Genomic DNA, 24287 nt, shown 5'->3' with positions numbered 1-24287 from the left:
GAACGAATAATCGGCGGCGCTTTCTGCGCTGCAGCGAGGCTGCTTGGCGCTTTGGTAGCGATTCTATTTACGCAATGAGAGTTCTTTCGACGCGCGCTCTGAGAAAACCCGGTTGGTTGCCTATTCAGAAATGGAGTTTGCGGGAATTCGTTAGTGGGTTGTCGATAAAATGCCTGCTGAATAGGCGCTTGGCATCTTTTGCACCTTTCACTGCTGAGTGATTGTGCGTCCATGGCTGCACGAGTGGCGGGAATTGCCTGCGGGCTGGCTCGGAGCGGCGCGTCATGGAAACCCTTGGAGGACATCTGAAGTGCATAGGGCGTCGCGTGCGGGGCATGTGATCCCCGAAAAGCCACTTCGGTTTGCGGCGCGATCGCAGCGCGAAGGGGAAGGTGGACGTTGGCTGGGGCAGCTTTCACGAACAAGGTCATTCCCGTCTTCTATGACGGTTACGAGATGCGCGCCTGGGAGATGCCTCTGGGGCGGCAGCTTTCGCAGCTGCGCGGGGTTGCGCGGCGCAGCTACCGCAAGCTGAAGCGCAAGCAGCCCTATACCGGGTTCTTCACAGCGTTCCTGAACCTGACGGAAAGTCTGCGGCGAAACGGGTATGACGTTCGGATCAATGATTTCGCGCTCGCCCGTCGGTCACCGGACAGGCCGATCGCCATTGCCGGTCATCAGTCGGTCTGGAGCGATGTCGATCTGCCCAATCCGACCCTGTTCGGGCCCGGCTGGGTACCCTATCCGGACCGTGCCGAGGCGATGCTGGCCGAGCGGAACTATCAGATCGTCACGCAGCCGTCGGAATGGCCGATCCGGCTTTATACGCCTCAGGTAGCCGCGAAAATGGCGCCGATGTTCGTCGGGATCGATACGGACCGCTGGCCGCTTCTCGCTGAGAACCGAAAGCAGATCGACTGTGTCATCTACAACAAGATCCGCTGGAACCACGCCGCGCGCGAGGCGGATACGATGCAGCCGCTGCGGGCCATGCTCGACCGCCGCGGCCTGAGTTCGGTCGAGCTGAAATATGGCGAGCACGAGTTGGCCGAGTATCGCAGCGCCTTGGCCAAAGGGCGTGCATTGATCTTCGTGACCGAGCACGAAACCCAAGGCCTTGCTTATCAGGAGGCGATGTCTTCCGGCGTTCCGGTCTTTGCGTGGGACGAGGGCGAACTCGTCGACCCGCTCGGCGCCAAATTCGTCCCCGAAGGCTTGGAAGTCTCGGCCGTTCCTTATTTCGACGATCGATGCGGGCTGCGTTGGACGCGTGCGAATATGGAAGACCGGTTCGAGGACTTCTGGGCGCGGTTGCCGGAATATCAGCCGCGCGAATACATCCTCGACGAGCTTTCCCTCGAGCGCGGCGCGCGACGCTTTCTGAACTTGTTTGAGAGGATCGCGTGATGCCGAACTGTAAACGTCCGGTGCGCCGCGGTCGGTCAAACCTCTTTTCGACGAGGAAGGTGTTCCAATGCCGTTAGCGCTCGTGCGTATGCCGACCTATCGGCGCCCCGACCTGTTGCGGCGCGCCATAGGCACGCTTCAGGCGCAGACCTTCGAGGACTGGGTCTGTGAGGTGCGCGATGACTGCCCCGATGCGAGCGGCCGCGCGATGGTCGAAGAGATTGGCGATCCGCGGGTTCACTACGTGCAGAACCGCCCGCAGAAATTCATGACGCGCAATCTCGATGACTGCTTTCTCAAGGAGAACCCCTACAAGGCCGATTATTTCTGCATGCTGGAAGACGATAATCAGGTCTTCCCTGACTACCTTGCGCGAGGCCACGAGATTTGCACCCAGCAGGGGGTGAACCTCTGCATGCTGAGCCAGGTCATCGAGCACGAAAGCCGGACGCCCAACGCCCGTCTCGGCGACAAGGGCATTTTCGATGATGTCTATGACGAGCGCACCTACACGCCCGAAGAGGTCCATCTGGCGATCTTTGGGTCGATCGGCGTGTCGAATGGTGCGCTGTTCTGGTCGCGCAAGATGGAGGGCAGTCTGGCGGTGAAGGTCGATACGATCCCGACGCTGGAGGAATATCTGCGCACGGCTCTGATCTCCGAACCTGTCTATGTCAGCCGGGAGCGGTTGGCCGCCTGGGCAGAGAACGAGACATCGACCACGAGAAATCTGGGCCTCGACAAGGGGTGGCTGCGGCGCGAGCTTGATCTCAAGGCGTCGATCACGCGGCTTCAACGGGCGATCTGGGCCCGAACCTCGCCAGAGGCGAAGGAAGCGTTTCTTTCTGGCGAGGTTCTGCGGATACCGCGTTCGGCACGGATCGAGGCGCTCCAGAAGGCGGGAATTGCGGCGAACGGGGTTCCGGGGAATTTCCAGCCAAAGGCGATCTTGAAGCGGAATGCCGTGCGCTTTGTCGGCCGCGCTCATTCCTCTGTAGATGCCACTTTGCCGAGAGTAAGTAACTGAAATTAACACGCATTAAGTGTGTGAAAGCAGGACGTTCCGCCGCGAATAGCTGACGGTCAGGCGATTCCCTCGTGTCTTGCGCAGGGGGTTTCGGCCAGCCGCCGCCGATCGCAATTCCATTAAAATCAGGAATCCAGCCCGTAAATGCGCGTTTTTTAAGCATTTTCGGGTGACTTTTTAATGCGCGCGCAACCGCGGATTGAATCGCTGCAAAAACCGCTAGCGGTTCATCAGAGCTGTGTAACCCTTTCTATATTCAATCAAACGTGGGGGTATATGTGGTGATTGAAAATTCTCGAAGCAAAAATGACGCCATCCGGTATGAGCGGCCCAAATTGAAACATTTGGGGTCTCTCGAAGATCTGACGCATGGCGGCCGCGGTCGCGGACACAAGGATGACGATTATGACGGACACGGCTCGTACTGTCCGCCGGATTTGGCCTTCTCGTAACGGCGTTCGGAAAGCTCCGGGTGCTGCCAGTTGCCCGGTAAAGAAGTGGAAGCCTCGCAGCGATGCGAGGCTTTCGTCTTTCCCTTCCGCGCGTGTTGCTCTTTGATGGCGCGGCAAACGACAGGAAGGGAGCGCGCGCATGGCACGTATTTACGAAGACAATTCGCTCAGCATCGGAAACACGCCGCTGGTGCGGCTCAACCGCATGACCGAGGGGGCGGGCGCGACCGTTCTGGCCAAGATCGAAGGGCGCAACCCGGCGTGGTCGGTGAAGTGCCGCGTCGGTGCGAACATGATCTGGGATGCCGAGGAGCGCGGCTTGCTCGGTCCCGGCAAGGAGATCGTCGAGCCGACCTCGGGCAATACCGGGATCGCGCTGGCCTTCGTCGCCGCCTCGCGCGGCATTCCGATCACGCTGACCATGCCCGACACGATGAGCATCGAGCGTCGCAAGCTGCTGCTGGCCTATGGCGCGAAGCTCGTGCTGACCGAAGGGGCGCAGGGCATGAAGGGGGCGATCGCCAAGGCCGAGGAGATCGCGGCCTCCGATCCCGACCGCTACGTGCTGCTGCAGCAGTTCAACAACCCGGCGAACCCCGAGATTCACGAGAAGACCACGGGGCCGGAGATTTTCGAGGATACCGATGGCGTGGTCGATATCTTCGTCGCGGGCGTCGGCACGGGCGGGACGATCACCGGCGTCTCGCGTTATCTGAAAAAGGAAAAGGGCCTGCCGGTGATCTCGGTCGCGGTCGAGCCCGAGGCCAGCCCGGTTCTCACGCAGGCCCGCGCGGGCGAGGGGCTGCACCCCGGTCCGCACAAGATTCAGGGCATCGGGGCGGGCTTCGTGCCGAAGGTGCTCGACATGGATCTGGTGGACCGGATCGAGCAGGTCAGCAATGACGAGGCGATCGAGACCGCCCGGCGGCTGGCGCGCGAAGAGGGCATCTTGGCCGGGATCTCCTGCGGCGCGGCTGCGGCTGCGGCCCTGCGCCTCGCGCGCGAACCGGAGAACGCGGGCAAGACCATCGTCGTCGTGCTGCCGGATTCCGGCGAGCGTTACCTGTCTTCGGCGCTGTTCGAAGGGATGTTCGACGAGGCGTGAGCCGTCGCCTTCGCCGCCTCCAGCAATGCCGCCACCAGCTTCTGCGGGCGGTAGTTCAGGTCCGACGGTGTCAGTCCCATCCGCACCACGACCATATCGGCCGAGGGGACCACGGTGACGGTCTGCCCGTCATGCCCCTCGAGCCAGTAGGTGTCGGCGGGCAGCCCGAACCGCGCGTCATCGCCCGCTTTCTGCTGATTACTCGGCCCCGCAAGCCAAGTCATGCCCTGCCCATAGACCCCGTCGGTCGGGGCGGGCGCATGCATCCGCTGCACGAATTCGGCGGGCAGCAATTGCCGCCCATCCCATGTGCCATCCTGTAGCAGGAACTGGCCGAAACGCGCCCAGTCCCGCGCGGTGGCGTAGAGGTAGGAACTGCCCACGAAGGTCCCGGAGGCGTCGGTCTCGAGCGTGGCCGAGCTCATCCCGAGCGGATCGAACAGCTTGCGGCGCGGCCAGGCGAGCGCGGTGGAGGTGTCGCCCACCGCATTTTGCCAGATGCGCGACAGCAGCACGGCGGTGCCGCTGGAATAGCTGAAATGAGTGCCCGGCGGATGATCGAGCGGCTGGGAGGCTGCGAATTTCGCCATGTCCGGCTCGAGATAGAGCATCCGCGTCACATCCGAGACGTCGCCGTAATCCTCGTTGAAGCGCAGCCCGCTCGACATCGACATCAGCTGCGCGACGGTGATCTTCGCACGGTCGTCGCCCTGCCATTCGGGCAGCAGGTCGCTTTGGTCCATCCGCAGCTTGCCCGCCTCGATCGCGGTGCCGACAAGGGCCGCGGTGACGGTCTTCGTCATCGACCAGCCCAGAAGCGGCGTCGCGGCATCGAAGCCATCGCTGTAGCGTTCGGCCACCAGCTTGCCATCCTTGATCACCACCACCGCGCGCATCCCCGGCCCGGTCAGCGCATCGTCGCGCAAGACCGCTTCGAAGCGGCCTTGACCGGTCAGGTCGGTCTGCGCACCGGTGGGCCAAAGAGCGGCGCTCTTGCTCGGTCCCGGCGCCGACGGGGCGCTTTGATCGCCGGCGTCGGCCAGATTGCCATCGGGGTAGGTCGCGCAGCCAAGGCCGACGCGCTCCTCGGCGGTGGTGGGCGCGATGATCCCGGCGAAGGCGGCCCGGACCCGGCCTGCCCGGCGATCCGTGCTGACCCAGAAGGCGCGCAGCAACGGGTTGCCCGGCGCCTGCACATCGGTTTCGAGAACTTCGTCGGGGTCGCGGCCTTGCAGCGCTTCCGCCGAGCAGGTGATCTTCGCGCTATAGCCAGCGCCCACGCGCAGCAGTTCCGGCGGCACCATAACCGCGTAGAGCACCGTAACCACGACGAGCCCGCCGATCCCGGCAAGCACCGCTTTCCATCCCCGCATCTCGTCCTCCCTCGGGTTCCCGCCGCGCCGGACGCGCCAAGTCACCCGCCTGTTTGCGCTCGCGCTGTAGTTTTGGCAAAGCGCGCGCCCTTGCCAAGAGGGCGAGGCGCGGGCTGACGGAAGGTCATCTTGGGGTATGGCGCGTCTTTTGACACGAAATGCGCCCTTCGGTACGGGGCCCGAGATCATGGACTGAGCGCCGCGAATGGGCTAGCGATAAGGGATGGGCGCCCGTCGCGCCCGGCTTTGAGAGTGTCATGTCGCGCGAGTCCGCACCCGATAGCCAGCACCCTTTGGACCCGACCTTGGCCGGGCTGCTGCGCCACGCGCCGGGCGCTGGCGAAGGGGAGGGCGAAGACGTCTGGTTCGATGTGCTCTCGGCGGTCGACCGGACCTATGCCGATCTGGTGGACTATCAGGAGCGGCTGGAGCAGCAGAACCACGAACTGGAGGATCTGCGCTCGTTTCTGGGCTCGATCCTCGCCTCGGTCTCGGATGCGCTGATCGTGATTTCGCGCTCGGGCGAGGTGCTGGAAACCTCGGCCTCGGTCGCAAGCCTGACTGGCGAGCCGCCCGGCGCGTGGCACGGACGCAAGCTCGCAGGCATGTTCGATGCGCGCTCGGTCGAGGCCTTGGATCGCGGGCTGGCGGAGGCTGCGAATACCCGCAAGCCGGTGACGATCGAAGCGGCGCTGAGCGGGCCGGAAGGCCCCGCGCCGCTGGAGCTGTCGATCAGCCCGCGCATGGACGAACGCTCTCGCATCGCGGGCTATGTGCTGACCGGGCGACCCTTGGGCGAGTTGCGCCAAGCCTATTCCGAGCTGGAGCGCAGCCACGAAGAACTGAAATCGACGCAGGCGCAGCTGGTGCGCAACGAGAAGTTGGCCTCGCTGGGCCGTCTGCTTGCAGGCGTCGCGCATGAACTGAACAACCCGATTTCCTTCGTCTACGCGAATACCCATGCGCTGGAGCGCTATGCGGGCAAGTTCGAGGCCTATTTCGAGAAAGTGCAGGCCGGAGCGGATCGAGAGGCGCTTATCGCCCTGCGCGAGGAGCTGAAGCTCGACCGCGAAATCCGCAACCTGCGCTCGGCCATCGAGGGCGCGCGCGACGGGGCCGAACGGGTGCGCGACATCGTCGAGGATCTGCGGCGGCTGAGTGCCGAAGGCTCGGGCGAGATGGTCGTCTTCGATCTGGTCGAGACCGCGCGGGTGGCGGCGAACTGGGTGCAGCGCGGCTCCAAGGCCGGGGTCGAGATCGCCTTCACCGGCGCGGAGACGCTGCAGGTGCGCGGTCGGCAGGGACATATCCAGCAGGTCGTGATGAACCTCGTGCAAAATGCGATCGACGCGCTCTCCGGGTTGGAAGAGGGCTCCGGCCGGATCGAGGTCGACGCGCGCGTGATTGAGGGGCGCGGCACGCTGTCGGTTGGCGACAATGGCCCCGGCGTGACCGAAGAGCTGACGCAGGCGATCTTCGATCCGTTCTTCACCACCAAGGCGGTGGGTGCGGGCACGGGGCTGGGCCTTGCGATCAGCCATAAGATCATCGAGGAACATGGCGGGCGTCTGCGGCTCTGCCCGAAAGGGTCGGCGCTGGGCGGGGCCTGTTTCTCCTTCGATCTGGAACTGGGTGAGGGAGCGGAATGAAGGTTCTCTGGCTGCAAGCGGCTGGCTGCGGCGGCTGCACCATGTCGCTCCTCTGCGCGGAATCCCCGAATGTCTTCGACACGCTGGGCGGGGCGGGGATCGAGTTCCTCTGGCACCCGACAGTCAGCCTCGAAACTGGGGCGGAGGTGCGCGCGATTTTCGAGGCGGTCGAGAGCGGCGAGATCGAACTGGACGTGCTGGCCGTCGAGGGCTCCATCGCCCGCGGGCCGCGCGGAACGGGCAAGTTCCAGATGGTGTCCGGCACCGGGCGCTCGATGCTCGACTGGGTGGTAAGCCTCGCGCCGAAAGCCCGCCATGTCGTCGCGGTGGGCACCTGCGCGACTTATGGCGGCGTGACCTCGGCGGGCGGCAACCCCTCCGATGCGGTCGGCGTACAATATGACGGTGCGCTGCCGGGCGGAGCGCTGCCGGTGGAGTTCCGTTCGGGCTCTGGCCTGCCGGTGATCAACGTGGCGGGCTGCCCGACCCATCCCGACTGGGTGACCGAGACGCTTATGCTGCTGAATGAAGGCGCGCTGGGGGCGGAAGATCTCGACGCCTTCGGGCGGCCGCTGTTTTATGCCAAGCACCTCGTCCATCATGGCTGCTCGAAAAACGAGTTCTACGAATACAAGGCCTCGGCAGTGGAGCTGTCCGATATCGGCTGCATGATGGAGAACTTAGGCTGCATCGGCACGCAGGCCGTGGGCGATTGCAATATTCGGCCGTGGAACGGCGACGGGTCATGCACCTCGGGCGGATACCCCTGCATCAACTGCACCGCGCCCGAATTCGAGGAACCACGCCATTCCTTTACCGAGACGCCGAAGATTGCGGGCATCCCGGTGGGGCTTCCGACCGATATGCCCAAAGCGTGGTTCATGGCGCTCGCCTCGCTGTCAAAGGCGGCGACGCCCGAGCGGATCGCGAAGAACGCGGTTGCCGACCGGGTCGAGGTGACGCCGACGATCCGCAAGCCGAAAGGACGCAGATGACAGAGACGCCGCGCCTTGTCGTGGGCCCGTTCAATCGGGTCGAGGGCGATCTGGAAGTGCATCTCGACCTCGCCGATGGGGCGGTGGCTGAGGCCCGCGTGAACTCGCCGCTCTATCGCGGGTTCGAACGGATGCTGGAAGGCAAAGACCCGCGCGATGCGCTGACGATCACGCCGCGGATCTGCGGCATCTGCTCGATCAGCCAGTCGGCGGCGGCGGCGCGCGCGCTGGGGGCTGCGATGGGGCTGGAGCCCACGCCGCAGGGCGCGGCCATGGCGGCGCTGATCCATGCGGTCGAGAATCTCTCGGACCACCTGTTCCATTTCAACCTGTTCTTCATGCCCGATTTCATCCGCCCCGTTTACGCAGGTAATCCGTGGTTCGATCGGGCCGTGGCGCGGTTTACCCCCGCCGAGGGCGGCGCGCAGCGTGCGGCGGTCGCGGCGCGTGCCGAGCTGATGCATATCCTCGGGCTGATGGCGGGCAAATGGCCCCATACGCTCGCAATCCAGCCCGGCGGCGTGACGCGCGCGCCGGGACCGCGCGACAAGGTGCGCATCGAGACGACGTTGCGCGCTTTCCGGCGCTATCTGGAGGAGGTGGTTTTCGGCGGGTCGCTCGAGGCCTTCTGTGCGATTGAGACCGTCGATCAGCTGATGGCATGGGAGGCGGGCGATGCGGGTCTCTTCCTGCGCATCGCGGCCGATCTGGATCTGGACCGGCTCGGGCGCGGCTCGGGCCGGTATATGAGCTTCGGAGCCTATCCGCTGGCCGAAGGGTTCGGCTTCGGGCGCGGGCTGTGGGACGGGGCTTTGGGCGCGGTCGATTTCGGCGCGATCACGGAAGACCTCAGCCATGCATGGATGCTGGGGGCGCAGGCGCATCCCTGGCAGGGCGAGACACGTCCCGACGAGGCGATGCGCGACGCCGCCTACAGCTGGTGCAAGGCGCCGCGGCTGAACGGGCAGACGGTGGAGACCGGCGCGCTCGCGCGGCAGGTCGTGGACGGGCATCCGCTTGCGCGGGCGCTGGCGGGCGGCGGCGTGCTGGCGCGGGTTGCAGGGCGGCTGCTGGAGCTGGCACGCACGCAAGCCTTCATGGAGCGTCTGGCGCGCGGGATCGACCCCGGGGCTGCGTTCATGGTGCAGGGCGATCTGCCCGAGGCAGGGCAGGGCGCGGGGCTGGTGGAGGCCGCGCGCGGCGCGCTGGGCCATTGGCTGCGGATCGAGGACGGGCGCATCGCCTCTTATCAGATCATCGCGCCGACGACGTGGAATTTCAGCCCGCGCGACGCGGAGGGTGTGCCGGGCCCGCTGGAGGCCGCGCTGGTCGGCGCGCCGGTCGCGGCGGGCGAGACCACCCCGGTCTCGGTGCAGCATATCGTGCGCAGCTTCGATCCCTGCATGGTCTGCACGGTGCATTGAGTAAGTTGGGGGCGCGGCGCCTGCTTTCGCCGGAGGGCGAGAAACGTTGACGAAAATGGGGGCTCCGCCGCCAAACCCCCGGGATATTTGAGCCAAGAGGAAGATGCAGGGTTTCGAGATCAGGGTGCGCGGGCAGGTGCAGGGGGTGGGGTTTCGCCCCTTCATCTGGCGGCTTGCGCAGGAGCGTGGGCTTTCGGGCCATGTGCTCAACGACCCCGAGGGCGTGTTGATCCGGGTGGCGGGGGCACTGGCCGGTTTGGCCGAGGCGATCTCGGATGAGGCACCGCCGCTTGCGCGGCTCGATGCGGTGGAGGTGTCGGAGTTTGTGTTCGACACCGCGCCTGAGGGCTTCGCGATCGTGGCCTCGCAAGGGGCGGGGGCCGAGACGCGGGTGACGCCGGATGCGGCGACTTGCCCGGACTGTCTTGCGGAAATCCGGGGCGACGGGCGCAGGCGGCACTACGCATTCACGAACTGCACCCATTGCGGGCCGCGTTTCACGATCCTGCACGCGCTGCCCTATGACCGGGCACAGACGACAATGGCGCCCTTCGAGATGTGTCCGGCCTGTCGCGCGGAATATGAGAACCCGGCGGATCGACGTTTTCACGCGCAGCCGATCGCCTGTCCCGAGTGCGGGCCGCGGGTGTGGCTGGAGATGGGCGGGGAAGAGCGTCGAGCCGAAGAGGTCGGAGCGGTTTTGCAGGGTGGCGGGATCGTCGCGGTGAAGGGCTTGGGCGGGTTTCATCTCGCCTGCGATGCGAGCAATGCCGAGGCGGTGGCGCTATTACGGGCGCGCAAGCGCAGGCCTGCTAAGCCCTTCGCGCTGATGGGCGAGATCGAGACGATCCGCCGCTATGCCAAGGTCTCGGAAGCCGAGGCGGAACTGCTGCGCGATCCTGCGGCGCCGATCGTTTTGTTGCAAAAGGGGGGGGAGGTGTTGCCGGAGGCGGTGGCGCCCGGGCAGGACAGCCTCGGCTGGATGCTGCCCTATACGCCGCTGCATCATCTGCTGCTGCGCGAATGGGCGCGGGGGGAAGAGGGGCGACCCTTGGTGATGACCTCGGGCAATCTCTCGGGCGAGCCGCAGGTGATCGGAAACGGTGAGGCTCGGGAGAAGCTGGCTGGCTTCGTCGATGCCTTCCTGATGCATGACCGCGAGATCGCGCGGCGGCTCGATGACAGCGTCGTGCGGGCCGATCCGCCGATGGTGCTGCGCCGCGCGCGGGGGCAGGTGCCGGGCACCTTGCCGCTGCCCGACGGGTTCGAGGGCGCGCCGCAGGTGGTGGGCTATGGCGGGCAGATGAAGGCCGCGATCTGCCTGATCAAGAACGGGCAGGCGCTGCTGGGCCATCATCTGGGCGAGCTGGACGAGGTGCTGACATGGGAGGCGTTCGAGCAGGCCGATGCGGATTATGCGGCGCTGTTCGATCATCGCCCCGAGGTCGTGGCGGTCGATCTGCATCCCGATTTTCGGGCCTCGCGCCACGGGGTCGAACGGGCCGCGCGCGACGGGTTGCATCTGGTCGAGGTGCAGCATCACCATGCGCATCTCGCGGCCTGCATGGCCGAGAACGGTTGGCCGCTGGAGGGCGGCAAGGTCGCGGGGATCGTGCTCGACGGGCTCGGCTTGGGGCCCGATGGAACGGTCTGGGGCGGCGAGCTGTTGCTGGGCGATTACCTTGGGTTCGCGCGGCGCGGCTGGCTTGAGCCCGCGCCGCTGATCGGCGGTGACCGGGCGCAGGCAGAACCGTGGCGCAACGCGCTGGTGCGGCTCGATGCGGCGGGGCTGGCGGGGCTGGCCGACAGCCTGTTCCCGGAAGCCCCGCGCGATCTGGCGCGTCAGGCGGCGGCGAAGGGGGTCAACGCGCCGCTGTCGTCGTCGGCGGGGCGGCTCTTCGATGCGGTGGCGGCCTGCCTCGGGATCTGCCCGATGCGGCAGAGCTATGAGGGCGAGGCCGCGATGCGGCTTGAGGCGCTGGCGGCGCACGCGTTGGCACACGGCGCCCCAGCGGAGGCCGGGGCCTATGCGTTCGCGGATGCGGGCGACGTGCTCGAGGCCGGACCGTTCTTTCAGGCGCTCGCCGCCGATCTGGAGGCCGGGGTCGCGCCCGAGACAATCGCGCTGCGGTTCCATGCGGCGCTGGCGCAGGGCTTTGCCCGCCGGGCGCGGTCGCTGATCGAAAGCGGAGACGCGAAAGCCGTGGTGCTGACCGGTGGCGTCTATCAGAACGCGCTGTTGCATCGGTTGACCTGCGCGGCGCTGGGCGATCTGCCGGTGCTGAGCCATCGCACGCTTCCGGCGAATGACGGCTCGCTGGCACTGGGGCAGGCGGTGATTGCTGCGGCGCAGTCGGAAAGAGACTGACCGGAATCCCGGAAAGCTGGTCACTGACGTGCCAGTGCGGCCCCGCGCCGCACCGGGGTTTTGACGGGCAACATATCGGAAACAAACAGGAATTCGCGCCTGCGACATCCTGTCATTATTTCGTTCTGTTCGCGGACCCGACCTGCCAATCCTGAGATCACACATGCGTATTCCCCTCGGGAGGAGGGAGAATCCGGTCATCGGGATCACAGAGGGAGGGACACTTTGCCTGCGATCGAAACCTTTTACGACGTGATGCGTCGGCAGGGGATTACCCGCCGCAGCTTCATGAAATATTGCTCGCTGACGGCGGCGGCGCTGGGTCTCGGCCCGGCCTATGTGCCCAAGATCGCCCATGCGATGGAAACCAAGCCGCGCACCCCGGTGATCTGGGTGCACGGGCTCGAATGTACCTGTTGTTCGGAAAGCTTCATCCGCTCTGCCCACCCGCTGGCCAAGGATGTCGTGCTCTCGATGATCTCGCTCGACTATGACGACACGCTGATGGCGGCGGCGGGCGCGCAGGCGGAAGCCGCGCTGCAGGAGACGATCGACAAGTATAAAGGGAATTACATCCTCGCCGTGGAGGGCAATCCGCCGCTCAACGAAGACGGGATGTACTGCATCGTGGGCGGCAAGCCCTTCGTGGATCAACTCCGCCACGCTGCCGAGCATGCGAAAGCCATTATCTCCTGGGGCGCCTGCGCCTCCTATGGCTGCGTGCAGGCTGCCGCCCCGAACCCCACGCGCGCCACCCCGGTGCACAAGGTCATCACCGACAAGCCGATCATCAAGGTGCCGGGCTGCCCGCCCATCGCCGAGGTGATGACCGGCGTGATCACCTACATGCTGACCTTCGACCGGATGCCCGAACTGGATCGGCAGGGTCGGCCGCAGATGTTCTATTCGCAGCGTATCCACGACAAATGCTACCGCCGCCCGCATTTCGACGCCGGTCAGTTCGTCGAGACGTGGGACGACGAGAACGCGCGCAAGGGCTATTGCCTCTACAAGATGGGCTGCAAGGGGCCGACCACCTACAACGCGTGCTCGACCGTGCGCTGGAACGAGGGTGTCAGCTTCCCGATCCAGTCGGGTCACGGCTGTATCGGCTGCTCCGAGGACGGATTCTGGGATCAGGGCTCCTTCTACGACCGGCTCACCAACATCAAGCAATTCGGGATCGAAGCGAATGCCGATGTGGTCGGCGGCACCACGGCGGCCGTCGTCGGCGGTGCGGTGGCAGTTCACGCTGCCGTCTCCGCGCTCAAACGCGCCCAGAAGAAGAACGAGGAGGCGTAATCCATGTCGGTTCTCAACACGCCGAACGGCTACACGATGGACAATTCGGGCAAGCGGGTCGTTGTCGACCCGGTGACCCGGATCGAGGGTCACATGCGCTGCGAAGTGAATGTGGACGAAAACAACATGATCACCAACGCGGTCTCGACCGGCACGATGTGGCGCGGGCTCGAGGTGATCCTGAAGGGCCGCGATCCGCGCGACGCCTGGGCCTTCACCGAACGGATCTGTGGCGTCTGCACTGGCACCCACGCGCTGACCTCGGTCCGTGCGGTGGAAGATGCGCTGAAAATCCAGATCCCCGACAATGCGAACTCGATCCGGAACATGATGCAGCTCGCGCTGCAGATCCATGACCACATCGTGCATTTCTATCACCTGCATGCGCTCGATTGGGTCAACCCGGTCAACGCTCTGCGCGCAGACCCGAAGGCGACTTCGGAGCTGCAGCAGAAGGTCAGCCCGAGCCATCCGCTCTCCTCCCCAGGCTATTTCCGGGACGTGCAGAACCGTCTCAAGAAATTCGTCGAAAGCGGGCAGCTCGGGCTGTTCAAAAACGGCTATTGGGACAACCCGGCCTATCTGCTTCCGCCGGAAGCGGACCTGATGGCGACGACGCACTATCTGGAGGCGCTCGATCTTCAGAAGGAGATCGTCAAGGTTCATACCATCTTCGGGGGCAAGAACCCGCACCCGAACTGGCTGGTAGGCGGCGTGCCGTGCCCGATCAATATCGACGGCGTCGGCTCGGTCGGTGCGATCAACATGGAGCGGCTGAACCTCGTCTCCTCGATCATCGACAAGTGTCAGGAGTTCAACGAGAACGTCTACATTCCGGACGTGATCGCGATCGGCGGCTTCTACAAGAACTGGCTCTACGGCGGCGGTCTATCGTCGCAGGCCTGCCTCGCCTATGGCGACATCCCGGAGAACCCGAACGACTTCTCGCCCGAGCAGCTTCACCTGCCGCGTGGCGCGATCATCAACGGCAATCTCAACGAGGTGCATGACGTCGATCCGCGCGACCCCGAGCAGGTGCAGGAATTCGTCGACCACTCCTGGTACACTTATGGCGAGCCCGGCAAGGGCCTGCACCCGTGGGATGGCGTGACCGAGCCGCAATACGAGCTCGGGCCGAACGCCAAAGGCACGCGGACCAATATCATCGAGCTTGACGAGGCTGCGAAATACAGCTGGATCAAGGCCCCGCGCTGGAAGGGGCACGCGATGGAGGTCGGTCCGCTTGCGCGTTACGTCGTGGGCTACGCCAAGGGTCACGAAGACATCAAGAACCAGGTCGACGGTCTGCTGCGCAAGATGGACCTGCCGCTGAGCGCCGTCTTCTCGACGCTGGGCCGGACCGCGGCGCGGGCGCTGGAATCCGAGTATTGCTCGCGTCTGCAGCGGCACTTCTTCGACAAGATGATGACCAACATCAAGAATGGCGACGAAAGCACCGCCAATGTCGAGAAATGGGATCCGTCGAGCTGGCCGAAAGAGGCCAAGGGCGTCGGCATGACCGAGGCTCCGCGCGGCGCGCTGGGGCATTGGGTCAAGATCAAGGACGGGCGCATCGAGAATTACCAATGCGTCGTGCCCACCACCTGGAACGGTTCGCCCCGTGATACGCAGGGCAATATCGGTGCCTTCGAGGCCTCGCTGATGAACACCAAGGTGGAGCGTCCCGAAGAGCCGGTCGAGATCCTGCGCACCCTGCACAGCTTCGATCCGTGCCTTGCCTGTTCGACCCATGTGATGTCGCCCGACGGCGAAGAGCTCACCACCGTCAAGGTGCGCTGAGGGAGGAGGAAATCATGAAGAAACTCGCATTCGCTTTCAGCATGATCGCAGGTCCCGCGCTGGCCCATCCGGGCCACGCGGTGGCCCCCGGCGCGGAAGGGCACACCATCGCCCATATCGCGATGGCGGCTGGCGCGATCGCCCTGGCCTATGTGGCCGTCGAAATCGCCCGCGCCGTCAAGCGCGTCCGCAAGGAGTAAGGGCGATGGAGGACACGATCCACACGCCAAACCCCAAGGCGACAGGGGCCTTCGAGGCCTCCCGCCTGACCGGCGACGCGACCGAGGAAGATCTCGACTCGATCCGCCGCCGGACTTCCGTCTATGTCTACGAGGCGCCCGTGCGCCTCTGGCACTGGCTCAACGCGCTGATGATCACGGTTCTGATCGTGACCGGTTTCCTGATCGGCGCGCCCCTGCCGTCGCTGCAGATCGGCGAAGCGACCGAGCAATTCGTCATGGGCTATATCCGCTTCGGCCATTTCGCGGCGGCGCAGGTCCTGACGGTGATCTTCTTCGGGCGCATCTACTGGGCCTTCGTGGGCAATCACCACGCCCGCCAGCTGTTCTACGTGCCGGTCTGGCGCAAGCGCTGGTGGAAAGAGCTGGGTCACGAGCTGCGCTGGTATGCTTTCCTCGAAAAGACGCCGAAGAAATACGTGGGCCACAACCCGTTGGCACAGCTTGCGATGTTCTTCTTCATGACGCTTGGGATCACCTTCATGCTGATCACCGGCTGGGCGCTCTATGCGGAAGGTGCGGGGCAGGGCTCTTTGCCCGATACGCTGATGGGCTGGGTGCTGGGCCTCGTGCAGAACTCCCAAAGGCTGCACACGCTGCACCATCTGGGAATGTGGGCCATCGTGATCTTCATGATCGTGCACATCTACGCGGCGATCCGCGAAGACATCATGAGCCGTCAGTCGATGGTCTCCACGATGATCTCCGGCCACCGGACGTTTAAGGACGATCGTATCGAGTAACGGTTCGTGCGGTGGTAGGGCGAACGGGCGCGGGTCAATCCGCGCCCGTTCTGCATTTGGGCCCGGATTCGAGCTGTTTCCAGCGTTGCCTGCCGGTGGAAGATTTCATTGCGAAAAATCTGCTTAGGTGGAAATATAGTTTCCACATTGGCGGCTTTGATAGCGGCGCATTTTTCAGGAAAATTTCGTAAAAACAAAGACTAGACAGATTGTCGCAGTTTCGTGCGATTTCCGTGAAACCCGCCCCTCTGCAAAGCCTATTGTCGGTTCGAGGCGAGGATGGCAACGCGCTTGCCGCCTCGGGGAGAGGGAGAAAATCATGTCGGATTTTGCGCCGGACCGGGTGCTCGTTCTGGGTATCGGGAACGTTCTTTGGGCGGATGAGGGCTTCGGCGTGCGCTGCGTCGAGGTGATGGCCGAGACCCGCGCCGTGCCGGAGAACGTCAAGCTCTTGGACGGCGGCACGCAGGGCCTGTATCTGCTGCCGTTTCTCGAAGAGGCCGATGCGCTGATCGTCTTCGATGCGATCGATTTCGGGCTGGAGCCGGGCGAGATGCGGGTACTGCGCGACGACGACGTGCCCGCCTTCATGGGCGCCAAGAAAATGAGCCTGCACCAGACCGGTTTTCAGGACGTGATCGCCACCGCGCAGCTGATGAACCGCTGCCCGGCGAAGCTGACGCTGATCGGCTGCCAGCCGGTCGAGCTGGAGGATTATGGCGGAGGCCTGCGCCCCGCGGTCGCAGCCCAGATCGAGCCCGCGATCCGCGAATGCGAAGCCGAACTGGCGCGCTGGGGCATTTCGGTCGCGGCAGGCGTGACGCAGGCCGATGACCTCGCCGATGCCTCGATCCGCCGTGGCGCGTACGAAGGGGGCCGCCCGACCGAGGGCGAGGCCTGCCGGATGGGCGATCACCGCTTCTTCCCCGGCGCCGAGAAGGTCCGCGCCTGATGTGCGTCGGAATCCCGGTTCAACTGGTGGCGGTCGATGGCATCCGCGGCGAGGTTCTCGAAGAGGGACAGCCCGGCATTGTCGACCTGTCGCTGACGCCCGACGCCAAGCCCGGCGACTGGCTTCTGGCCTTTCTCGGGGCTTCTCGCGAGGTGATCACCGAGGACGAGGCGACTAAGATCGCGGCCGCGCTTGGCGGGCTGCGGGCCCTGATGCAGGGCGGCGATCTGGGCGATGCTTTCGCCGATCTCGACGCCCGCGAGCCGCAACTGCCGCCCCATCTGCAAGCCGCGCGCGATGCCGGCAAAACGACTGCCTGAGGAGAGACACATGCACGATTTCGCAATGCCCGATACGGCCCCGCCCTCGGGCGCGATGCACCCGCTCGTGACCCGCCTGATCGACGAGATGGGCTATCCGCTTCTGGCGAACATGTCCGATGTGGCCGAGTTCACCGCGCGTCCCGGGGCGCATTGCCTGTTCATTCCGGGCGACGCCAAGCGCAACCTCGAGACCCCCGACGCCGCCGTGGTGCTGCCGGAAATCCGCATGGCCTTCCAGCACGCCTTCGACTGCGCGGTGGTGGGAGATGCGATCGAGACCGAGCTGCGCCAGCAGACCCGCGCGCTGAAAGCCCCTGGTTTCCTGTTCTACCGCGAGGGCGAATATCTCGGCGCGATCGAGAAGATCCGCGACTGGGACGATTACGTCGCCCGCACCTCCCATATCCTGACCGCGAAAGGCTGAGACGATGGTTTCCAATTTCCACCTTCCGCCCATGGGCTTCGGTCCCGGCTCGCAACCCGAAGACGAGGATGCGCAGCTTGAATATATGAAGCTGCCCTCCGGCATGCGCACCTATTCGGCGCATATGCCTGACATCGACGACCCGTCCAGCGTGACGCCCGCGCTCAAGACGCTCGCCGATGTGGCGAAGGCCTGCGAGGCGGCGGCGCAAGGCGGCATGGCGAGCTTCGATCTGAGCCATCTCGATGCCGAGAACCGCGCGCTCATCGCAGAGACGATGGGGCAGGGCGAGGTCGCGATGAAGATCCGCGGCATCCCGGCGCTGGCGGTGCAGGAGTCGGTCTTCGCGGGCGTCTGGATGATCGCAGGTTCGGGCGTCGACAAGATCGAGGTCGGACCGGTCCCTTCGGCGGCGCTGAGCCGCGCCTTCGAGCCGTTCCGCAAGGCCGAAGGCAAGACCCATCCGCGCGGTCCGGGCGTTGTCAACGCCCCGGCGCTGATGGCCGAACTGGAGGATAAATCGGGCAGTTTTATGGGCGGCGAGCCGCATGTGGTGAACCTGACCCTGCTGCCCCATACCGAGGAAGACCTCGTCTGGCTGGATGCGGCGACGGGCGAAGGCGCGGTGACGATCCTGTCGCGTGGCTACGGCAATTGCCGCGTCTCCGCCACCGCGCTGCCCCATGTCTGGCGGGTGCAGTTCTTCAACTCGATGGACACGCTGATCCTCGACACGTTCGAAGTGACCACGATGCCCGAGGTGGCGATCGCCGCGAAAGAGGATCTCGTCGACTCCGCCGAGCGGATCGTCGAAGTGCTGGAGGCGATCCGATGAGCGTCGCGGGGTTCGAGGGAAGCTACATGGGCGCCAATGACCGGATTTCCGATCAGGCGATCATGGAATGCAAGATCTGCTGGACGCCTTACGATCCGGCGGAGGGCGACGATTTCCGTCAGGTCCTGCCCGGCACGCCGTTCTCAATGCTGCCCGAGGACTGGCATTGCCCGAATTGCGACGCGCCGAAAGAGCAGTTCATGGTGCAGACCGATCCGGGCGCGCCCGCGATGCTGGAGGCGCGCCGGATCGAGGAACAGGTGGTCAAGCTCACGGCCGATTTCCGCGAGGTCTGGCATTCGAAAATGCGCGACGTGCCACTGGTCAACAAGGCGCTTTCGGTCGAGGCGGTGGGCTTCGTCTCGCACGAAGGGCGCGGGCTCGGTGTGCTTGTCAGCCCGTGGTTCATGAACCTGATCATGTTGCCGCGCGAGGGCGAGGATTGGTCGACGCTGGTCCCCGGCGCCAAGGAAAACATCGACTTCCCGTCCGGCACGTACGAGTTCATCCATAACGTCCGCGAGATGGGCGGCGGCTACAAGGCGTGTTCGCTTTTCTCGCCGATGGGCGATTTCCAGACGCAGATGCAGGCGACCGATGTCGCCCGCGCGATCATGATGGAACTGTTCAAGGACGAGAACCGCGCCGAGACGGATCGCAAATCCGAAATCCGCGCCGGTCGCGAGGCCGAGCTTGCCGCGGTCGAGGAGGCCGAGGCTGCGCAGGCGGCGGAAGATGCGCGCGTCGAGGAGATGGCGCAACCGACCCGGCGCAAGCTGATCTCGGCCGGTCTGGCCGAGGATGCGCCGCGCGACGCGGCGGATGACGCGGAATGAACCAAACGCTCGGCATAACCATTGCGCGCGACGGCGCTCGGCTGAAGGCGGTGCTTGCGCTGCCCGCGCCGAGCCCGGTCGAGGCGATGATGCTGGGCAAGACCCCCGAAGAGGTCGCGGAACTGATGCCCCGCCTGTTCAACCTGTGCGGCATGGCGCAGGGCCTCGCGGTGCGGCTGGCGACGGGGCTGGAGGCTGCCGGATGCGACCCGCGGCGCGAGATCTTGCGCGACCATCTCTCCAAGCTATGCCTGCGCTGGCCCGCGCAGATCGGTCACGACCCGATGCCGCTGCCCGCGGATTGGTCGAAGGGCGGCGCGGCGTTGCAGCGCTGGATCTGGGGCGGTGCGCGGCCCTCGCAGCTCGCGGACTGGCTGAGTTCCGGTGCGGGGATCAGTCCGCTTCTGGCGGCGATCGCGGAGCGTTTCGCGCCGGGCGAAGCGGTGGCCGATCTGCCCGACCTGTCGCAGCCTTTGTCGCTGGTGCCGCAGGAAAATTCCGCCGCCGGTCGGATGCGCGATGCGGATCTGATGCGTCAGGCCGAAGCGCGCTACGGGCGCGGGCCGCTCTGGCGGGCGCTGGGGCGCGTGGTCGATCTGGATCGGCTGTGCTTCGATCGGCCACCCGCGCGCCATATCGCGCCAGGAGTGGCCTCGGTCGCGGCGGCACGCGGTGCCTATACCTTGCAGGTCAGACTGAGCGGCGGTCGTGTGAGCGCGCTCACGCGGATCACGCCGACCGATCATCTGACGGTGCCCGGCGGGATGTTGCAGCGTAGCCTCGAGAGCCTGCCCGCAGAGAAAGTGTCTTTGGCGAGCTTGGTGGTGGACATACTCGATCCCTGCGTGCCAGTTCTGATGCGGGAGGTCGCCGATGCATGAGATGTCGATCGCCGAAGGCATCCGCGGCGTGATCGAGGATGCGGCCAAGGCCAACAGCTTTTCGCGCGTGACCACGCTGCGGCTCGAAATCGGGCGTTTCGCAGGCGTCGAGAAACACGCGCTGGAATTCGCCTTCGACGTGGTGATGCGCGGATCGCCCGCGGAAGGCGCGGAATTGCAGATTATCGACATCCCCGGCAAAGCGCTCTGCTATGATTGCGCGGAGACTGTGGAAATCGAACATCGACTGGACCCTTGCCCGAACTGCGGCGGCGGCAAATTGCTGGCGCAGGGCGGCGAGGAGATGCGGATCAAGGATATGGAGGTGCTCTGATGTGCACGGTGTGCGGATGCAGCGGACATAGCGTGGAGGATCAGTTCCGCGCCCATCTGGAAAAGAGCAGTCAGGCCGTGCCGAAAGCGGCGCCTCTGGCGGTGCTCGCGCAAGGAGCTCCGGCACCCGCGCAGGGCCATCAGTCTCACGATCACGCCCCCCACCATCACCACCACGACCACGGCGATATCCATATCGGCCTTGGGGCGGCAGGCACCGAAGTGCCGGGTATGAGCCAAGAACGTCTGATCGAGATCGAGACCGATATCCTTTCGAAAAACAACGATTTCGCCGGGAAGAACCGGGCGCGACTGGCGCAGAAGGGCATCTTCGCGACCAACCTCGTCTCCTCTCCCGGCTCGGGCAAGACCACGCTCCTGTGCCGCACGATCGAGATGCTGGGCGATGCGCCGCTCGCAGTGATCGAGGGCGACCAGCAGACCACCAATGACGCGGACCGCATCCGCGCGACAGGCGCGAAGGCCATTCAGGTGAACACCGGCAAGGGCTGCCACCTCGACGGGCGCATGGTGGAAACCGCGCTCGACCGGCTCGCGCTGCCCGAAGGGTCGCTTCTGTTCATCGAGAATGTTGGCAACCTCGTCTGCCCCGCCGCCTTCGATCTGGGCGAGGATGCGAAGGTCGCGATCCTGTCGGTCACAGAGGGCGAGGACAAACCGCTGAAATATCCGGACATGTTCGCAGCCGCCGGTCTCGCGATCCTCAACAAGACCGATCTGGCCCCCTATTGCGATGTCGATCTCGATCTCTACGAGGCCAACATCAAGCGCGTGAACCCGGAGATCGAGGTGCTGCGCGTCTCGGCCCGCACGGGCGAGGGGATGCAGGCGTGGCTCGATTGGCTCAAGCGCGGGCTCGACCGGAAGGCCGCGTCATGACCGGCTCGACCCCGGCCATCCTCCTCGTCGATGACGAGCCCCATTCGCTTCAGGCGATGAAAATGGCGCTTGAGGACGAGTTCGAGATCCTCACCGCGCCGGGGGCTGAAGAGGCGATGGCGGTACTCGAAGAGGAATGGGTGCAGGTGATCTTCTGCGATCAGCGGATGCCCGGCCGCTCGGGGGTCGATTTCCTCACCGAGGTGCGCGAGCGCTGGCCGGAAACGGTGCGGATCGTGATCACCGGCTACACCGACAGCGCGTCGATGGTGGCCGCGATCAATGATGCGGGCATTCACCAGTTTATCGCCAAGCCCTGGCATCCCGAGCAGCTTCTGGCGGTGGCCCGCAATGCCGCGCGGATGTTCCAGCTGTCGCGTGAGAACGAGCGGCTGACGCTGGAGATGCGGTTCCTCAACTCGACCACCGAGACGCGGGTCGAGAAGCGGCGCCGGTCCTTGCGCGAGGGGATGGGGTTCGAGACGATCCTGCGCGCGCCCAATTCCGCGATGAACGCGGCGGTCACTCTCGCGCGGCAATATGCCAGCTTCGACGTGCCGGTGTTGATGACGGGTGAGCCGGGCACGGGCAAGACGCAGATGGCCCGCGCGATGCATTACGGCTCGCTGCGCTCGGAGAAGCCATTCTACGAATTGAATATTTCCGGCATGCCGGAAGATCTCGCGATGGTCGAGCTGTTCGGCGCCAAGCGCGGCGTGCTGCCCGGTGGCGTGGCCAAGATCGGGCTGGCGCAGAAAGCCGATCGCGGCACGCTCTATCTGGCCGGGATCGAAGGAGCGAGCCCGGCATTGCAGCTTGCGCTACACCGGATGCTGCGCGACGGGGTCGTGACCCCGGTGGGCGGGCAGGAGGCGGTCTCGACCAATCTGCGACTGATCGCGGGCGCGTCGGGCGACCTGCGCGCAGGCGTCGCCGAGGGGCGGTTCCGCACCGATCTTTACTATGCGTTGAGCCTTGGCGAGATCGCGATCCCGCCGCTGCGCGCGCGGCGGGGCGACGTGGCGATGCTGGCGCAGGCGATCCTGTCCGAGGTCGCGACGAGCCACGGCAAGCCGGTGATGGGGTTCGAGGCGGCGGCGCTGGAATTTCTGGAGAATTACGACTGGCCGGGCAATCTGCGCGAACTGACCAACGAGGTCACGCGGATGCTGATCTTCGCGCAGGACAATGTGCTGGGCGCAGAGCTGATCTCGCGCCACATCCTGCAGGCCGATCCATCGGATGAGGGCGCCGATCGCGCCGCCGAGGACGTGATGACCGCCGAGGGCACGCTCAAGGACCGGATCGAGCTGATGGAGATGCGCATCCTGCGCGAGACGCTTACCCGCAACCGCTGGAACAAGAGCCGTGCGGCGGCCGAGCTGGGCCTGTCGCGCGTGGGCCTGCGGGCGAAACTGGATCGTTACGGCATCGCCGACCCGTCGGTGGCCACCGAGGAGGAGAGTGACTGATGTGTTTGGGTATTCCGGGCCAGATCGTGGCGATCACCGATGAGACGCGCCAGATGGCGATGGCCGAGGTGTCGGGCGTGCGCCGCGAAGTGAATGTGGCTTGCGTGGCGGATGGCGCGCTGGAGGGGCTCGTAGGGCAATGGGCGCTGATCCATGTCGGTTTCGCAATGAGCCTGATCGACGAGGTCGAGGCCGAAAAGACGCTGATCGCGCTGCGCGATCTTGGCGAGGCGCAGGAGGCGCTGGAACAAATGGCCGCGGGCGACGCCGCGCTGGCAGGGGAGTGAGGCAGATGAAATTCGCATCCGAATTCCGCGATCCGAAAGCCGCCAAGGTGCTGCTGGCCGAGATCGCCAAGGTGGCCGATCAGATCGGCGCGACGAAGGAAAAGCCCGTCCACATCATGGAGGTCTGCGGCGGGCATACCCATTCGATCTTCCGCTACGGGCTCGACAAGCTGGTCCATGAGGGCATCGAGTTCATCCACGGCCCCGGCTGCCCGGTCTGCGTGCTGCCGCGTGCGCGGGTCGATGAATGCATCGAGATCGCCGAGCGTCCGGGCGTGATCTTCACCACTTTCGGCGATGCGATGCGCGTGCCGGGCACGAAGAAATCGCTTCTGCAGGCGAAGGCCGATGGCGCGGATATCCGCATGGTCTATTCGCCGCTCGACGCGCTGGAGCTGGCGCGCCGTAACCCGGAGCGCGAAGTGGTGTTCTTCGGGTTGGGGTTCGAGACCACGACCCCCTCCACGGCGCTCGCGATCCAGCAGGCCGCGCGCGAAGGCTTAGGCAATTTCAGTGTGTTCTGCAATCACATCACCGTGCCCGAGCCGATCAAGGCGCTGCTCGATGATCCGCATATGTGCCTTGATGGCTTCATTGGGCCCGGCCATGTCTCGATGGTGATCGGCATCCATCCTTACGATTTCATCGCGCAGGATTACGGCAAGCCCATCGCGGTGGCAGGCTTCGAACCGCTCGACTTGCTGCAATCAGTACTGATGGTGCTGCGCCAGATCGCGGAGGGCCGCGCCGAGGTCGAGAACCAATATGCCCGCGTCGTGCCCGAGCATGGCAATCCGGTTAGCCTTGCCGCGATCGACGATGTCTACGAGACGCGGCCGTCGTTTGAATGGCGCGGCTTGGGCGAGATCGACAAGTCGGGGCTGCGCATCCGTACGCAATACGAGGCCTATGACGCCGAGGAGAAATTCTGCATCGGCTATGCCGCCGGTCGGCGCGAGGTCGAAGAGGCCGAGGGTTGCGCCTGCGGGCAGGTGATGACGGGGCGGATGAAGCCGGTGGAGTGTCCGCAATTCGGGCGTGGCTGTACGCCGGAAATGCCGCTTGGCGCGCTGATGGTGAGCTCCGAAGGTGCCTGTGCGGCCTATTGGCAATATGGCGGCGCGCGCGCTGTCGAGCCGGCGGAGTAAAGGGGGCGCTGC

General features: G+C 65.1%; 23 protein-coding genes. 22 read left to right on the top strand and 1 reads right to left on the bottom strand.

Translation table 11 applies throughout. The annotated features are described in order from the left end of the window. Window positions 1-399: 399 nt before the first annotated feature. The 3 genes from BMI88_RS10405 to cysK all read left to right on the top strand — a co-directional run bounded on the left by BMI88_RS10405 (window position 400) and on the right by cysK (window position 3991). Entirely contained in the window at window positions 400-1407 is a 1008-nt protein-coding gene (locus BMI88_RS10405; RefSeq protein ID WP_078548359.1) for a glycosyltransferase, read from the top strand. A 67-nt stretch (window positions 1408-1474) separates the two neighbouring features. Further along, complete coding sequence (locus BMI88_RS10400; protein ID WP_078548357.1) at window positions 1475-2434, top strand: glycosyltransferase family 2 protein; 960 nt, start codon at window positions 1475-1477, stop codon at window positions 2432-2434. Between the two features lie 591 nt (window positions 2435-3025). Next, window positions 3026-3991, top strand: coding sequence for a cysteine synthase A (cysK, locus tag BMI88_RS10395; RefSeq protein ID WP_078548356.1), 966 nt, complete (start codon window positions 3026-3028; stop codon window positions 3989-3991). Here cysK and BMI88_RS10390 read toward each other — a convergent pair. After that, window positions 3946-5364, bottom strand: coding sequence for a serine hydrolase (locus BMI88_RS10390; protein ID WP_078548355.1), 1419 nt, complete (start codon window positions 5362-5364; stop codon window positions 3946-3948). The genes cysK and BMI88_RS10390 overlap by 46 nt on opposite strands. A 257-nt stretch (window positions 5365-5621) precedes the next feature. On the opposite strand from BMI88_RS10390, the gene BMI88_RS10385 reads away from it, so the two are divergent. From BMI88_RS10385 to hypD, 19 genes are all read left to right on the top strand, one after another. Then, entirely contained in the window at window positions 5622-7013 is a 1392-nt protein-coding gene (locus BMI88_RS10385; RefSeq protein WP_078548354.1) for an ATP-binding protein, read from the top strand. Beyond that, window positions 7010-8008, top strand: a complete 999-nt coding sequence (locus BMI88_RS10380; protein ID WP_078548353.1) for a HupU protein — start codon at window positions 7010-7012, stop codon at window positions 8006-8008. The genes BMI88_RS10385 and BMI88_RS10380 overlap by 4 nt, the downstream gene beginning before the upstream one ends. Then, window positions 8005-9432, top strand: a complete 1428-nt coding sequence (locus tag BMI88_RS10375; RefSeq protein ID WP_078548352.1) for a nickel-dependent hydrogenase large subunit — start codon at window positions 8005-8007, stop codon at window positions 9430-9432. Before BMI88_RS10380 ends, BMI88_RS10375 begins: the two co-directional genes overlap by 4 nt. A gap of 103 nt (window positions 9433-9535) precedes the next feature. Continuing rightward, window positions 9536-11800, top strand: a complete 2265-nt coding sequence (hypF, locus tag BMI88_RS10370; protein WP_078548351.1) for a carbamoyltransferase HypF — start codon at window positions 9536-9538, stop codon at window positions 11798-11800. Between the two features lie 225 nt (window positions 11801-12025). Further along, window positions 12026-13102, top strand: a complete 1077-nt coding sequence (locus tag BMI88_RS10365) for a hydrogenase small subunit (RefSeq protein WP_078548350.1) — start codon at window positions 12026-12028, stop codon at window positions 13100-13102. Between the two features lie 3 nt (window positions 13103-13105). After that, entirely contained in the window at window positions 13106-14902 is a 1797-nt protein-coding gene (locus tag BMI88_RS10360; RefSeq protein ID WP_078548349.1) for a nickel-dependent hydrogenase large subunit, read from the top strand. A 14-nt stretch (window positions 14903-14916) separates the two neighbouring features. Beyond that, on the top strand, window positions 14917-15102 hold the full coding sequence (locus BMI88_RS10355; RefSeq protein ID WP_078548348.1) for a hypothetical protein: 186 nt from the start codon (window positions 14917-14919) through the stop codon (window positions 15100-15102). Window positions 15103-15107: 5 nt separating this feature from the next. Further along, window positions 15108-15884, top strand: coding sequence for a Ni/Fe-hydrogenase, b-type cytochrome subunit (gene cybH / locus BMI88_RS10350; RefSeq protein ID WP_038145390.1), 777 nt, complete (start codon window positions 15108-15110; stop codon window positions 15882-15884). A 319-nt stretch (window positions 15885-16203) separates the two neighbouring features. Next, complete coding sequence (locus tag BMI88_RS10345) at window positions 16204-16836, top strand: HyaD/HybD family hydrogenase maturation endopeptidase (RefSeq protein ID WP_078548346.1); 633 nt, start codon at window positions 16204-16206, stop codon at window positions 16834-16836. Continuing rightward, complete coding sequence (locus BMI88_RS10340) at window positions 16836-17156, top strand: HypC/HybG/HupF family hydrogenase formation chaperone (protein WP_078548344.1); 321 nt, start codon at window positions 16836-16838, stop codon at window positions 17154-17156. The genes BMI88_RS10345 and BMI88_RS10340 overlap by 1 nt, the downstream gene beginning before the upstream one ends. 10 nt (window positions 17157-17166) lie before the next feature. Then, entirely contained in the window at window positions 17167-17583 is a 417-nt protein-coding gene (locus BMI88_RS10335) for a hydrogenase accessory protein (protein WP_078520438.1), read from the top strand. A 4-nt stretch (window positions 17584-17587) separates the two neighbouring features. Continuing rightward, on the top strand, window positions 17588-18418 hold the full coding sequence (locus BMI88_RS10330; RefSeq protein WP_078548342.1) for a hydrogenase expression/formation protein: 831 nt from the start codon (window positions 17588-17590) through the stop codon (window positions 18416-18418). Continuing rightward, window positions 18415-19254: a [NiFe]-hydrogenase assembly chaperone HybE gene (hybE, locus tag BMI88_RS10325; protein WP_078548329.1), complete on the top strand. Its 840-nt coding sequence runs from the start codon at window positions 18415-18417 to the stop codon at window positions 19252-19254. The genes BMI88_RS10330 and hybE overlap by 4 nt, the downstream gene beginning before the upstream one ends. Further along, window positions 19251-20135 (top strand): hypothetical protein, encoded by an 885-nt coding sequence (locus tag BMI88_RS10320; protein ID WP_078548327.1) that lies wholly within the window; start codon window positions 19251-19253, stop codon window positions 20133-20135. The genes hybE and BMI88_RS10320 overlap by 4 nt, the downstream gene beginning before the upstream one ends. After that, entirely contained in the window at window positions 20128-20469 is a 342-nt protein-coding gene (gene hypA, locus BMI88_RS10315; protein WP_078520435.1) for a hydrogenase maturation nickel metallochaperone HypA, read from the top strand. Before BMI88_RS10320 ends, hypA begins: the two co-directional genes overlap by 8 nt. Beyond that, window positions 20469-21368 carry a hydrogenase nickel incorporation protein HypB gene (gene hypB, locus BMI88_RS10310; protein WP_078520434.1) on the top strand — a complete coding sequence of 300 codons (900 nt, stop codon included), beginning with the start codon at window positions 20469-20471 and terminating at the stop codon, window positions 21366-21368. Before hypA ends, hypB begins: the two co-directional genes overlap by 1 nt. Beyond that, a complete protein-coding gene (locus tag BMI88_RS10305; RefSeq protein ID WP_078548325.1) occupies window positions 21365-22840 on the top strand; it encodes a sigma-54 dependent transcriptional regulator in 1476 nt (491 codons plus the stop codon). Before hypB ends, BMI88_RS10305 begins: the two co-directional genes overlap by 4 nt. Next, window positions 22840-23127 (top strand): HypC/HybG/HupF family hydrogenase formation chaperone, encoded by a 288-nt coding sequence (gene hypC / locus BMI88_RS10300; protein WP_078548323.1) that lies wholly within the window; start codon window positions 22840-22842, stop codon window positions 23125-23127. The genes BMI88_RS10305 and hypC overlap by 1 nt, the downstream gene beginning before the upstream one ends. A 5-nt stretch (window positions 23128-23132) precedes the next feature. After that, complete coding sequence (hypD, locus tag BMI88_RS10295; protein WP_078548321.1) at window positions 23133-24275, top strand: hydrogenase formation protein HypD; 1143 nt, start codon at window positions 23133-23135, stop codon at window positions 24273-24275. The last annotated feature ends 12 nt before the right edge of the window (window positions 24276-24287 follow it).

The sequence above is a fragment of the Thioclava sp. F36-6 genome (assembly GCF_002020305.1).
GTDB lineage: Bacteria > Pseudomonadota > Alphaproteobacteria > Rhodobacterales > Rhodobacteraceae > Thioclava > Thioclava sediminum.
Note: the sequence above shows the minus strand (reverse complement) of the source record. Positions and strands in the feature narration are given on the sequence as shown.